This window comes from Shewanella sp., from assembly GCF_013214165.1.
GTDB lineage: Bacteria > Pseudomonadota > Gammaproteobacteria > Enterobacterales > Shewanellaceae > Shewanella.
Genome location: NZ_JABSSM010000047.1, coordinates 21,868 through 33,924 on the forward strand (window position 1 = coordinate 21,868; position 12,057 = coordinate 33,924).

The 12,057-nt window shown below is 47.3% G+C and carries 14 protein-coding genes and 2 pseudogenes; 12 read left to right on the forward strand and 4 right to left on the reverse strand.

Annotated elements, in window-relative coordinates:
* The first annotated feature begins 9 nt into the window (after positions 1 to 9).
* The 9 genes from sctD to HRU42_RS13810 are packed head-to-tail and all read left to right on the forward strand — an operon-like array spanning position 10 to position 5,151.
* A complete protein-coding gene (gene sctD / locus HRU42_RS13770) occupies positions 10 to 1,338 on the forward strand; it encodes a type III secretion system inner membrane ring subunit SctD (protein WP_295031900.1) in 1,329 nt (442 codons plus the stop codon).
* Positions 1,325 to 1,507, forward strand: coding sequence for an EscE/YscE/SsaE family type III secretion system needle protein co-chaperone (locus HRU42_RS13775; protein WP_295031901.1), 183 nt, complete (start codon positions 1,325 to 1,327; stop codon positions 1,505 to 1,507). The genes sctD and HRU42_RS13775 overlap by 14 nt, the downstream gene beginning before the upstream one ends.
* Before the next feature lie 22 nt (positions 1,508 to 1,529).
* Positions 1,530 to 1,799, forward strand: coding sequence for a type III secretion system needle filament subunit SctF (sctF, locus tag HRU42_RS13780; protein ID WP_295031902.1), 270 nt, complete (start codon positions 1,530 to 1,532; stop codon positions 1,797 to 1,799).
* A gap of 10 nt (positions 1,800 to 1,809) precedes the next feature.
* Entirely contained in the window at positions 1,810 to 2,157 is a 348-nt protein-coding gene (locus HRU42_RS13785; protein ID WP_295031903.1) for a YscG family type III secretion protein, read from the forward strand.
* The gene (locus tag HRU42_RS13790) at positions 2,157 to 2,768 is read left to right on the forward strand and encodes a YopR/YscH family type III secretion effector (protein ID WP_295031904.1); all 612 of its coding nucleotides are present in this window, start codon (positions 2,157 to 2,159) and stop codon (positions 2,766 to 2,768) included. Before HRU42_RS13785 ends, HRU42_RS13790 begins: the two co-directional genes overlap by 1 nt.
* A 10-nt stretch (positions 2,769 to 2,778) precedes the next feature.
* Positions 2,779 to 3,123, forward strand: a complete 345-nt coding sequence (gene sctI / locus HRU42_RS13795; protein WP_295031905.1) for a type III secretion system inner rod subunit SctI — start codon at positions 2,779 to 2,781, stop codon at positions 3,121 to 3,123.
* A gap of 14 nt (positions 3,124 to 3,137) precedes the next feature.
* A complete protein-coding gene (gene sctJ, locus HRU42_RS13800) occupies positions 3,138 to 3,872 on the forward strand; it encodes a type III secretion system inner membrane ring lipoprotein SctJ (RefSeq protein WP_295031906.1) in 735 nt (244 codons plus the stop codon).
* Complete coding sequence (locus HRU42_RS13805) at positions 3,845 to 4,543, forward strand: SctK family type III secretion system sorting platform protein (RefSeq protein ID WP_295031907.1); 699 nt, start codon at positions 3,845 to 3,847, stop codon at positions 4,541 to 4,543. The genes sctJ and HRU42_RS13805 overlap by 28 nt, the downstream gene beginning before the upstream one ends.
* Positions 4,522 to 5,151: an HrpE/YscL family type III secretion apparatus protein gene (locus HRU42_RS13810; protein WP_295031908.1), complete on the forward strand. Its 630-nt coding sequence runs from the start codon at positions 4,522 to 4,524 to the stop codon at positions 5,149 to 5,151. Before HRU42_RS13805 ends, HRU42_RS13810 begins: the two co-directional genes overlap by 22 nt.
* A gap of 40 nt (positions 5,152 to 5,191) precedes the next feature.
* Here the strand turns inward: HRU42_RS13810 and HRU42_RS13815 are convergent, their stop codons facing one another.
* On the reverse strand, positions 5,192 to 5,749 hold the full coding sequence (locus HRU42_RS13815) for a lysophospholipid acyltransferase family protein (RefSeq protein ID WP_295031909.1): 558 nt from the start codon (positions 5,747 to 5,749) through the stop codon (positions 5,192 to 5,194).
* 120 nt (positions 5,750 to 5,869) lie between these two features.
* Between HRU42_RS13815 and HRU42_RS13820 the strand changes: the two genes are divergently transcribed.
* Entirely contained in the window at positions 5,870 to 6,292 is a 423-nt protein-coding gene (locus tag HRU42_RS13820) for a DUF4440 domain-containing protein (RefSeq protein ID WP_295031910.1), read from the forward strand.
* 54 nt (positions 6,293 to 6,346) lie between these two features.
* On the opposite strand, the pseudogene HRU42_RS13825 reads toward HRU42_RS13820, so the two are convergent.
* From HRU42_RS13825 to HRU42_RS13835, 3 genes and pseudogenes are all read right to left on the reverse strand, one after another.
* Positions 6,347 to 6,767 (reverse strand): annotated as a pseudogene (locus HRU42_RS13825) (NRDE family protein).
* 115 nt (positions 6,768 to 6,882) lie between these two features.
* The gene (locus HRU42_RS13830) at positions 6,883 to 8,427 is read right to left on the reverse strand and encodes a metal transporter (protein WP_295031911.1); all 1,545 of its coding nucleotides are present in this window, start codon (positions 8,425 to 8,427) and stop codon (positions 6,883 to 6,885) included.
* 156 nt (positions 8,428 to 8,583) lie between these two features.
* Positions 8,584 to 9,297 (reverse strand): annotated as a pseudogene (locus tag HRU42_RS13835) (IS1595 family transposase); the annotation flags it as partial.
* Positions 9,298 to 9,528: 231 nt separating this feature from the next.
* Here HRU42_RS13835 and HRU42_RS13840 point away from each other — a divergent pair.
* Both HRU42_RS13840 and HRU42_RS13845 read left to right on the forward strand, forming a co-directional pair.
* On the forward strand, positions 9,529 to 11,682 hold the full coding sequence (locus HRU42_RS13840) for a trehalase family glycosidase (protein WP_295031912.1): 2,154 nt from the start codon (positions 9,529 to 9,531) through the stop codon (positions 11,680 to 11,682).
* Positions 11,683 to 11,876: 194 nt separating this feature from the next.
* Positions 11,877 to 12,057: hypothetical protein (locus HRU42_RS13845; protein WP_295031913.1), on the forward strand; the 181-nt coding region annotated here is incomplete at its 3' end.

The window sequence follows — 12,057 nt, forward strand, 5'->3', positions numbered from 1 at the left end:
GTGAACCAGATGACCCAATGGAAAATTAAGCTGCTATCTGGAAGCCATGCCCAGGTCGAATTGCCTCTCAGTATCGGTGAGTTCATTATCGGTAGCGATGAGCAAGATGCCGATATCGTGTTGTCGGACAGGGATATTTATGCCAAACATGTGACCCTAGTCGTTGCCGAGGCGATCACCTTAATTGAGCTTGCCCAAGACTGTCAGATCTTCATTAATAATGAGCAGAAACAAGCTAATTCAAGTTTGGTCTTGGCCCGGGGAGATTCGGTCAGGCTCGGCGGCCTATGCTTCATGGTTGGCTGGCAGGAAGATGAATTGGGGCAAGCCTTGGTTCCTCACACCAGTGAGGCTAAGCAAGGTGTGGATAATCAATCGGCAAGTTCATGGCGAAGGTCGGTATTGATCGGTCTATTGCTGAGCCTGATCCCATGCACATTTTTAGTGATCCAGATGCAAGAGGCTAGTAACGATAAGAGCGCACAAATTACCGAGGCTGAACCTATCGTCTTGGTCCGTAATGCACTGGAAACCTTACGGCTCGGCGATGTTAGAGTCGAGTGGAACGGCTTAGCCAATCAGGTGGAGTTGGAAGGCTACGTCGAAACTAATATTCAAAGAGTTCAATTGCTTAACGAGATAGATTCTCTGGGGATTAATTATAAGAGTAACCTGAGGGCGATGGATACCATACGTCGTGGGGTGAAGTTCATTCTGGGTAATCTAGGTTACCAGCAGGTGCAGGTCAAAAATGGCGACTCGGCAGGTACTATTCTATTGACCGGCTATATCGATGATGCCAGTCGCTGGAGTCAGGTCGAGAAGATTATCGAGAGTGATATTCCGGGTTTATTGGCATGGAAAGTTGAACTAAAAAGAGCCGGCGCCTATCTGGATGAGCTCAAAGAGATGTTGAGAGCCGTGAACCTACTCGCCAAGTTGCAGCTGGTTAAATCCGCAGACAGGATCGAGGCCAGGGGGGAGCTTAACGAGGTGGAAAGTACCAGCTTCTATCAGGTAGCTCGCGATTTTAGAGATAAATTTGGCGATAAGCCTTATCTGGTACTCAAGTCGATCCCTAAGGTAAGCAAGGGGGCAAATATCGATTTTATCGTAAGGGCTGCTAATTTTGGTGTCGTGCCCTATGTGGTGCTCGCCGATAACAATCGTTACACCCAAGGTACACGTACACCTGCGGGCTACCTTATTATGAAAATCTCTGAATTTGGCATAGATATCGCCAAAGGAGAACAACAAATCACCATTAATTTTGGAGGTATAAATGACAGAGTCGCCAGTCAGTATGACGGCATTGGAGGCGCGCTTGCGCGCAAATGATGCGGATAAAGAGATACAGGATATTCGACAAAATTTTCAGGACACGTCTAGCCAGACTAAGCGTTTGATGAACGCGGGTTGTCGACCCGAAGAGTATACACAGCTATGCAAAGATTTAGCGGCTCTCGATGCCGCTAATCAGGTGTTAGACCAAATTCAATCTAAATAAAAAGTAAATACAGGGGAATATTATGGCGGGTGTTGGTGGAATAGCCGATGTAGGTAAAGATGCAAAGCTGGATCTCAATGCGGTAGTGACGAGCATTGATGTGGCTTTAGCTTCGGCTAATAAGAATGTGAAGGAGAAAATTGGTGGTGTCTCGGGTGAGGGAGCCGATGATCCGGCTAAACTGGCCGAGTTACAGCATGCGATCAACAGCTGGTCTGTGATGTACAACATACGTTCGACGGTCGTTAAGTCGATTAAAGATGTGATGATGAGCATCTTGCAAAAAGTGTAGAAGGTTTCCTATGAAGATTGAAACTAAGAGACTATTGGGTGAGTTAGCCATGATAGCCATAGGTCAGCATCAACACTCACAGGCCGAAAGCATAGCCGCATCTCTGTCTGCGGATAGTGCGTTCACTGAGATTGTTGCCAGCATACGTTCATTGAGTCTGATGAATCGTGGCCAGTATCAGGCGGCACTTGAGCTGCTTGAACCTCTGGCAAGTGAGCATCAGGATCTGATCTGTTTTATCGTCCTGTGCGCCGACGAGCTGGGTTTAGCGACTAAGCTGGATTTTTGGTTGGCCAAAGCGGCTCAGTCTAGTTCGAGCTGCCTGCAGGCATTTGCAACTCGTTATCAGGCACCCTAGTGATTGAGCTTAATTCGGGCCCGAGCCGGGCTCTGCATGGTGTGGAACTCACTACTCGTGCCGTAAACAGAGACGATCAACTTAGGTTGGAGCAAGCCTTGAATGATCCTGTTAAGGACGAGGTAAAAAAAGCCGCTAAGGCGGCCGATGTGAAGCCCGGCGTTAATGCTGATTTTGATGCTTTCTATAAGGGAATATCGGCGCTGATTAATCCTACGACAGCGCAGATATCAGGGGCGTTACAGCAGGCATTTGGTGATGATAAGGTCATGGCCAATCAGGCGCTATGGTCCGCGTTAAATCAGGCTAGAGCCGGCAATGAAGCCGTGTTGAGTGAACGTCTACAAGCCCTGGTTAGTGTCGATTTCATTAGCCGCTTGAAGGCATCGCCTCCCTCCTCGAGTGAGGAGCTGAAAGCCGAGTTGAAGTCAGAATTTCGTCTCTGCTCCCGTCGTGAAACGGCGCTTTGGCAAGCCTGGGCTCAGTTAAAAAACGATCCTGAAAATGGGCCCTTGGTCGACCTCATTCGAGGGGAATTAGGTCATCTGATCCAGTTCAATAGCATATTGCGCAACATGATGACTAACACGATACGTCCAGACATATTTTAGGAGACTATTTATGATTGAAGCTAATTTCACTCAGGTGCTAAATACCAGCATCGAGCAGTTACAAGATTCACAAATTGCCGAACATGGTGCCGTTGCCGAGTTTGAGCAGGCGATGCAATCGAATGTCGACAATGGCTTAGGTGAATCTGTGTTAGATCAGATCGTCGAGATGAAGCAGCAGTTATCCGGCGCAACGGAAAGTTTACACACAGCCATGAGTTCAGGGGTCGACGATCCTGCCGCCTTGATGGAAATTCAGTGGGCCTTGACCCGGATCACCATGCAAGAAGAGCTGATTGCCAAGACGGCGGGTAAGATGAGTCAAAATATTGAAACCTTGATGAAAGCGCAGTAAAGATGATAAATAGAATGTTCAAAATAGTGCTGTTGAGCGGCATTATCATGCTAACGGCTTGCCAAACCGAACTCTACAAGGGGTTATCCCAGAAAGAGGGTAATGAGATGTTAGCCATCTTATTGATTGCTGGGGTTAGCACACAAAAATTACCCGATAGTGAGGATAAGGTGAAGTTAATGGTCGAGGAGTCGCAACTCTCGTTAGCCCTAGCGACCTTGAAGAGCCAAGGCTACCCCAAAGATAAATTTGTCAGCCTAGAAGATATATTCCCCGACGAGGGGCTGATTTCCTCTCCCCTGGAAGAGCGTGCTCGTTTAATGTTTGCCAAGTCGCAGGAGATCTCTTCGACCTTGTCCCAAATAGATGGCGTGATCACGGCCAGAGTTCATATCGTCAAGCCCGAAGAAAAGAGAACACGGGGACGAAACCGAGAGATCAATTCTTCGGCATCGGTATTTATCAAGCACGCCCCAGATATAGAAATAGAGTCCTTGGTGCCGCAGATAAAATTGTTGGTGAATAATAGTGTCGAAGGGCTTAATTACGATCGTATCAGCGTCGTCTTAGTCCCGGCACGCCAGAGTCGCTTGATATCCAATCAGCAAAAAATGGTCCATATTCTCTCTATCAAGATGACGGCATCATCAGAGAACCGTTTCATCGGTTTTATCGTCTGCTTCATCATTATGTTAATCGGGACCAACCTGGCGACATATTTTTGGAGCCAGAAGCTGAGCGGTCGCTAGTGATGCAAGGGGATGGCACGGTCAATCTGGATTATGAAGCGTGTCTGCACCGATACCTGTTTCGGCCGCTAAGTTATATCGATGAGAGTTGGCTTGAACATATTTCCCATGCCGAGCATATATCCAAGTTACCAGACTGGCGGAATAATCCCAGATTAAATGAATGGTTCTTGGCTGCCGCCGGGTTAGATCCCCTGCTTGTGGCCGAGTTTTCTCATCCTGTGCGTTTCATCGCCTTGTTGCCCACTGAAGAATTGAGATTGCTGCTGCATTATATTGGAGTCAGTCTTCACCGCCAATCGTGCAAACAAGTGATCCTGAGATCACCTCGACAGCAGCTGTTGAGGAGAATGGGGGAAGCTGGCTATCAGTTTTGCATGCACCAGGCTCTGTTTTTGCTATCAAATTGGCCTGATGGATGGGCTAAAGCCTTGCCTGAATCCATACCTGTTAATCATTTCGAAGCCTGTGGTATCAGGTTCGTCGCCGCTTTATTGGAGCCAAGCCAGCTGGATTCGATTAAAGGCTTGAAGCTTAAGCTTCCCTATGAACTGAATGCTTTCTTTACTTCGACTCATGATGTCAAAATTGCAGATAGGCTGTTGGCATACCAACTAATTAAGAAAATATCTAAGCGAGTTATTCCACAATGCTTTCATTTGTTAAAGTAGATACCGACAACCTTAATTTAGTGCCGGGTCAGAAAATTCTTAAGTCAGTAGACTATATGCATTTTCTGGAGTCTGAGCATCTAATCCAAGCGGCACAAGCCAAGGCTGCACAGATCATTAACGATGCCGAGTCCGTCTATCAGCAAGAGAAGTTACGTGGCTATGAAGATGGTCAGTTACAGGCTAAGCAAGCGTGCGCCGAAGTGATCGTCGATACTGTGGCTCAGTGTAATCGCTATTATATCTCATCGGAGAAGACCCTTACTCAGGCTGTCTTGTCTTGCGTGGGTAAAATCCTCCAAGGCTTCGATGATGTGGAGGTGACACTGGCAGTCGTGAGAGAGGCACTGCAGCTGGTGAGTAATCAGAAACAGGTGATATTGCATGTCAATCCTGAGCAGGTTGCTCGAGTCAAAGAGCGGGTGAGTGAAGTCTTAGCGGCATTTCCCGAGGTGGGCTATGTGGATGTGGTCGCCGATGCTCGTCTGAAGAATGGCGGCTGTATATTAGAAACAGAGGTCGGCATCATAGATGCGAGCATAGATGTGCAGCTGCAGGTACTCAATAAACAGATTGCTAAACAGTTTAAAGAGCGAGATCCGCAATAGCATGCTTGCAGGAGATAAAATTAATCATCTCCTCTTGGCCTTATTTCTCTCGGGTAAAATCTGGGATCACCTTAGGGTGGCGCCCCTTGAGGGAGCGAAAGAAGCCGATTATCTTATCCATATCTTGCTGCATATCATCCGTGGTCGGTACACCCTCAGGGATAATCACAGTCTTAGTGCCGAAGTCTAATCCTACGGTAACTATGGGAACGCCGGCCTTACTGGCTATATGGTAGAAGCCGGTCTTCCAGCGTTTTACCGGGCTGCGAGTCCCTTCCGGTGCCAATGCCAGTGAGAAGTTAGGATTTGATTGGTAGAGTTGGACCACAGCGTCTACCAAGTTATTGGATTTACTCCTATCTACCGGTGTTCCGCCGATGGCCTTAAAAAACCAGCCCCATGGCGGAATAAAAAGCTGATTTTTCCCGAGAAAATTAACCTTAGCAGCCAATGCTCCGCGGGCTAATAAGCCGACGATGAAGTCCCAATTACTGGTGTGAGGGCCAAGAATTGCGATAAATTGATGGTCCATAGGCAGTGAGCCGGAAATTTTCCAGCCCGATAATTTTAAGATGAACTTACAAAAAGTCTGCAACATAGCTAAAGACAAATAACCCTGTTAATCAATCGGAGCCCCAACAAATTAGCCACTGACTTTATGACTTAACTCATTGAGTTCATATATACTATAGCCTATCTCGTATTTATGGAAAAAACCATGTTTAAAAAAGGACTTACGACTCTACTAATGCTAATGGCATTTAGCGCCTCGGCGGTGCCGACCGATGATATTGCGCATATATTGTCTGAGCAGGAGGCTGCATGGAACCGAGGTGATCTCGATGGCTACATGCAAGGCTATTGGAATAACGACAAGATGCGTTTCGTTTCTGGTAAGAAATTTCGCTATGGTTGGGCTGAAACATTGGCGGCTTATAAGCAAAATTATCCGGATAAGGCGACCCTAGGCCAACTGAAGTTCACCATCAATGATACCAAGATGTTGAGTAACTATGCCGCCATAGTGGTGGGACGTTGGGAGCTAACCCGAGCCAAAGACAAGCCTAACGGTGTGTTCACCCTGCTGGTGGAGAAGATAGATGATCGTTGGGTTATCACCCATGATCACACGTCAGATTAGCCTTATTTCAGGTATGAAAATCTTACTTTGGGACGGGATCCCCATTTTAGTTTCTTAGTATTTGGTGCCATTTACTATGAACTGCTGCCGTCCTAGGTTGCGGCCTTTACCGTCATACCTCACCTCGACGAAGCGAGTCGTTCCCGAGTTATCCTGCAGTAGAATACTGGTCGAGCGGGTGCCGTATTGCTCATGCTTAATATAGATAGATGAGACTAGTCTTTCCCACTCTAAGCCTATGCCTGTCTCTGACATCGCCAAAGATAAGGTTGAAAGGATTGTAGTGGCTGCTGTGCTCACGCAACCAACTGCTGGTGATGGGAGCTTGAGATCCGAGCGTCTTAAGCACTAATTCGCCTCGTTTATTGATGCCAAGCCAGGTGCCCCCCGCCTGCAGATCTTTACCAGCCAAGACCTCATTTTCCGGCGGCCAGAAGTGTGTCTGCTCTGTGGGCCTGTGATGAAATACATTCATTTCAAGAGAAGCACAGACAATCAGCGGATTTATTTGCAGCTTTTAGCGAGGGAAGGGCAAAGAAAGTGGCGAGTCACGAGGAATAGCCTAGGACCTAGGACCTAGGCTCTCTAATTTAATGCTTATGTCCATGATCATGGCTATGAGCCTTTGATTTTAAGAGCATGATGCGGGCCATAAACTTTCTCGGGCCCAGACGTAGCAGGCTCGCGGCAAATAAGCAGGCTAGGACTATTAGAGATATCATGCTTAACGGCTCTGGAATAGTCATCATCATGCCCCATTTAGGCTGGATCAGTGACGTTATGGCTAAGATGGCTATGATGAGTCCTATGACCGCAGATCTCTGTGTCCAGCTCATCAACTTGAGTTGGGCCAAGTTGAAGATAGGTGCAGCCACCAAGGCCAACATAACTGCTGGGATACTCCAGCCACTGTAAGCCAAAGACAGTGCTAAAACCGCACCGCCTAAGTTACAGAATCGCATCGGCAAGAAGAGCACCATAAGTACTGCCACCTGAATAATCGGGTCCTCTAATGGTACCGAAGGATGACCAATCAGGTTAGCCAAGACTAAGCTGAGTAATACCCAAGGCGCGCTTCTGTCTACTATATGTGCGAAGCCAAAACGCAGAGGAGATTCGGGGATCGAAAGGTGGGGATCCGTTGGCTCTATCCGGCTAAACGTAAGCAGGGCGCCGATAACCAATAAGCTGATTAACTGGAATAATGCGATCAGGGGGCCAAGCAAGAAAGCCGTGATGATCAGGGCCTCGGGCCCCGCGAGTCGTTGTAACCAACGTTTGCCCAAATGGCTACTCTGAGGCGACAAACCTAGCTTAAACCTGAGACCGGCGAGCGCATAACTGAGTAAGAGCACAGGTCCCAGGGTCATCATCCAGTCGACGATTTGTTCGGTGCTATGGTCATGTTGGTGGTGCTCTTGTCCACCAGAATCAATCATCAAGAGTAGAAACAGTAATCCTATGCCGAGTAAGCTACCTATCCCCGCCTGATACTCATATTTTGCCTGATTGCCGTTACTGGCTTCATCTGGCGAGTGATGGCCATGGGGTTGATGTAAAACCACATGTAGGATAGAGCCCGTCACGAAGGCCTGTAGATATACGGTATTATCCAGGCTGAGTTGAGTCAGCATCTGTTCTCCGGCGAAATAACCTACGCCAGTTAGCAGCATCATACCGACTAAAACTGCCATGGCCCAACGGCTGCCTATTTGAGGTTTTACCAGCCACCAGATGGCGAGGCCCACAGGTAGGCGATGTAATATGATGCCCAAGGCGAGTAAAATAGAGACATCGTCCTGCTGGGCAAGCACCATGGCACCGCCGTCTGTCATGGTGTGCAGCAGTAATCCGCCTACGCCTAAGAAGAGAGTGAGGTTATGGGTAACCTCAGAGTAACGATGAAATAGCTTCTCACTGGCTGTCGGCCCCCACATTCCTATGATGACGAAGATTATCGCCAGAAAGCCGCCATGCTCCAGTAGCTCAGGTAAAATATGTAGCAGCACAAGTCCGCCTAGGGAAACGAATATAAATCCGTCCAGGCCTTTTTGTAGCCCGTGTTCTGTCGAGAAGAACCGATAGAAGATAGGACCTAGTAGTAGTGCGATACAGCTGGCTATTAGATAGAGCATGATTTGTTTTACTGGGACCTTGGAAAACGACGAGATAGTATACCAGCTTCTGGAAAATAAGCAGATAAGCCAGCATTATTTACCTCGGGTATGACAATCTTTCACAGTGGAGCTGATTTTTCAGGCTGCTAAAGTACTCGTTCTATTAAAATGTGGCTATGTTCCATAACACTGTTGTCCTCCATATGCTGCGATCAATATTCGGCGCTTATCTAGCTTTGCGTTACTTTCTTTAAACCAAGCGAGATAATGCGATAAATACTTTGTCGTCACTCCTCTCATTTGGCCATTAACCCAGCTCTTAAAGAGAGCGATTGCACCATTGACAGTTTTGTTGTTAGCAAAATTAGCCGCTATTTCAGCAGACGTATCTGCAGATAAAATCGGAGTGATCATATGCTTACTGCGATCTATCGATAAAAGAACTGCAACCTGTCCTTCCTTGGTCCTTTTATCAATATCACCACCTCGCTTTCTGGCTTTTTGCGCTGAAATAAGCGTTTTGTCACCTTTTTCTGAGTAGGCAAGAAAGAATTCATCAACTTCGATAATGCCCGATAGTTTGTCATCATTTTTACCAGCCTGAGCCATTAAAAATCTATGCCTCCATAAAAAGGCTGTTTTAAGATTAATGTCACATATTTTTGCAGCCTGTCTCAGGGCTAACTTTAACTGCATACAGTGAGCATACTCTTGCCAAATGTGACTATTATGCAGCCTGGCTAGCGGGGTTTTAGTCTTATTGTTAAACGTTTTACTGCAGTCATTGCAGCGGTACCTTTGTATTCCGCCTGCCTTGCCCCATTTGTTGAACTGACTTGAATAGCAATGTGGACACTGTGATTTTGCATCAAAAAGGGGTTGAATCAGTTAGCTTCACTGATTAACTATAGTCAACATAGACCTACAACAGCGCCTAAAATTTACATCAGGCCTGACTGAGGTCGAACCTAGGTACTGGTGATGATTGCAGATGTTCCTCGACGACTTATAGCCTCCTATCTTTTGAACTTGCATCGAGACCTTGTTAGTCACATACTCCGCATATTGTATTCAATTGTTGGCGGCTTTATAAAGCTGTTTAATTTGGGATAGGTTTTCATGCTTGCTTGTCTTCTCTTATGTGTATCCAGTCTATCGGCGCTCGATTCGGTCGAATATCGTGATCTTCTACCCTATCAAGGCACGCCAGTGTCCATGGAGGATCGAGATGAGCAAGGTAATCTAAAGATTGGTGCAACCTATGTAGATAAAGGGGCTTGGCATGGCTTTCATCTGCCCGATACCCCAAGCTATTACGGCAGTTTCACCGGTCCACTGTTTATCGCCCAAGAGTACAGCTTGCACTTGAGTGATAGCATGCAGAAATTGGCATTGGAGGAGCTGAATACAGGGCAAGTGCTTGATTTTAGCCGGGCAGAGCAGAGTCGTATTTATAGTCAGCCCCATGGTCTGTATCAGGAGTTCGACTGGCCTAACATCTCAGTGTCATTGTCTCTTAACTATAGTGATAACCGCACTTCTGTGGTGACGACGACACTCGTCAACCACTCAGGAGAAGATCAGCAATGGCGGCTAACCTGGTCCGGTACCCCGTTTCAATCCCATCCTAAATTAGGCCAGTACAAGTTAATTAAACGAGTCGATAGCTGGAGCAACGGCGTCGCCTGGCAGCTTAATCCTATAATGGATACTTGGAACATACAGCTAGCCGACGCGAGTTTTGAGCTTTGGTTTAGCCCCAAGACCGAGATCATCCTGACTCAGAGCCATGGCTATAGCGCCAAAACGGAGGCGTTATCTGTGAAGGCGGGCCAGAGTCTCGAGGTGTTGAGTGTACAGCGTTACTTCCATACTCAGCAGGAGCGGCTGGATCATGGCGACATCGACTGGGCTAAGCAGAAGCTATTACTGGCAGAGAACCAACGGCTATGGCAGCAGAGGCTAACTAAGGGCATAGAGCAGGGTAAACCTGAGTTTCGTAAGTTAGCCGCTAAGAGCATGGTGACCCTGTTGCATAACTGGCGCAGTCCGGCAGGAGCAATCAAACATGATGCGGTCACGCCTTCGATCACGTACAAATGGTTTAATGGTGTCTGGGCCTGGGACAGTTGGAAGCAGGCGGTAGCCCTGTCTTATTTCGATCCTGAGCTGGCTAAATCGAATGTGCTGTCTATGTTTGACTATCAGTTTACCGCTCAAGATAAGGTGCGACCCCAAGATGCGGGTAACTTGCCCGATGCCATTTTTTATAACCGAGATCCTGCCAGAGATGGCGAAGGCGGTAATTGGAATGAGCGCAACGGTAAGCCACCGCTCGCGGCTTGGGCCGTGTGGGAAATATATCAGCAGAGCCAAGATCTTAGTTTCGTCAAGCTGATGTATCCCAAGCTGGTGGCTTATCATTCATGGTGGTATCGCAACCGAGATCATAATGGTAATGGCTTGGCGGAATATGGCGCCAACTTGCATCCGGCTCACCTTCAGAATGGTCAGCTAAACCGCGAGGCTATTATCGAGGCGGCTGCTTGGGAGTCGGGAATGGATAACGCCCCTAGATTCGATGACGATGGCAGTGTGCAGGTATTGGAGAATCGTAATAAACAAGGTGAGGTGATTGGCTACTCCTTGTCTCAGGAGTCAGTCGACCTCAATGCTTATCTGTTTGCTGAGAAGATGATCTTGGCGAAGATGGCAAAGCTGCAGCATTTAGATAAGCAAGCTAGTGAATGGGCGGCACAGGCCGATAAGCTTAAAACTCAGATCCAAACGCAGATGTTCGATGAGCAGACTGGCTTCTTCTACGATATTCGCTTCGATGGTAAGGAGAGTCATTTATTGATCGGTGCAGGTAAGGGAGTCGAAGGCTGGCTGCCCCTCTGGGCCGGTGCGGCGACTGAGGAACAAGCGAAAATCATGGTTAAACGTCAGCTCACCGATAAGCAGTTTTCGACTAAAATCCCATTTCCTACCGTGAGTGCCGATAGCCCTAATTTTGCCGCGACTCAGTATTGGCGTGGACCCGTGTGGTTAGACCAAGCCCTGTTTGGCCTGCTTGGGCTGGAAAAATATGGTTATCACAGCGAGGCTGAAACCTTGGCTAAACGCTTGGTAGAGCAAGGTGATGGTATTCTTTCTCAGGCACCAATCAGGGAAAACTACGACCCACTGACAGGCGATGGACTGCATTGCACTAACTTTAGCTGGTCGGCGTCAGTCCTGCTGTTGATTTATCAGCAGTGGCTGAATAAATAACCTGCAACAAAGACGGTTTATTATCATTGAACGCGCGTAAGTCACTGTTTAGTTTGTGATGATTGATAACATCATATTTTTATGAGGTTTACGCCAGAACAATCTAGGTTAACAGAGTAAAGATTGTGTTTTCACTGTAAGTCAGACGAAAGTGCTGTTAATATTTCGTGCTGTTTATGTTGTTTTGGTGATTTATGAGAAGATCTCTCTCCTTAACCCGTTTCATCTCATTTATGCCCACTGTATTGGGCATTTTCTCCTTGGCTATTCTTGCTTCCTGTAGCTCAATTTCTCAAGAGTCTGACAAGACTCAAGTTCAGCAGAATATTGAATTGAGTGGCACAATAAGCCCTGATGCCGATGTTGTAGCACTGG

What these genes read in the sequence shown, in the direction of transcription:
- sctD (WP_295031900.1), top strand. Translation starts at nt 10, where the DNA reads ATGACCCAATGGAAAATTAAGCTGCTATCTGGAAGCCATGCCCAGGTC.
- sctF (WP_295031902.1), top strand. Translation starts at nt 1,530, where the DNA reads ATGGCGGGTGTTGGTGGAATAGCCGATGTAGGTAAAGATGCAAAGCTG.
- HRU42_RS13785 (WP_295031903.1), top strand. Translation starts at nt 1,810, where the DNA reads ATGAAGATTGAAACTAAGAGACTATTGGGTGAGTTAGCCATGATAGCC.
- sctI (WP_295031905.1), top strand. Translation starts at nt 2,779, where the DNA reads ATGATTGAAGCTAATTTCACTCAGGTGCTAAATACCAGCATCGAGCAG.
- sctJ (WP_295031906.1), top strand. Translation starts at nt 3,138, where the DNA reads ATGTTCAAAATAGTGCTGTTGAGCGGCATTATCATGCTAACGGCTTGC.
- HRU42_RS13810 (WP_295031908.1), top strand. Translation starts at nt 4,522, where the DNA reads ATGCTTTCATTTGTTAAAGTAGATACCGACAACCTTAATTTAGTGCCG.
- HRU42_RS13815 (WP_295031909.1), bottom strand. Translation starts at nt 5,749, where the DNA reads ATGTTGCAGACTTTTTGTAAGTTCATCTTAAAATTATCGGGCTGGAAA.
- HRU42_RS13820 (WP_295031910.1), top strand. Translation starts at nt 5,870, where the DNA reads ATGTTTAAAAAAGGACTTACGACTCTACTAATGCTAATGGCATTTAGC.
- HRU42_RS13830 (WP_295031911.1), bottom strand. Translation starts at nt 8,427, where the DNA reads ATGCTCTATCTAATAGCCAGCTGTATCGCACTACTACTAGGTCCTATC.
- HRU42_RS13840 (WP_295031912.1), top strand. Translation starts at nt 9,529, where the DNA reads ATGCTTGCTTGTCTTCTCTTATGTGTATCCAGTCTATCGGCGCTCGAT.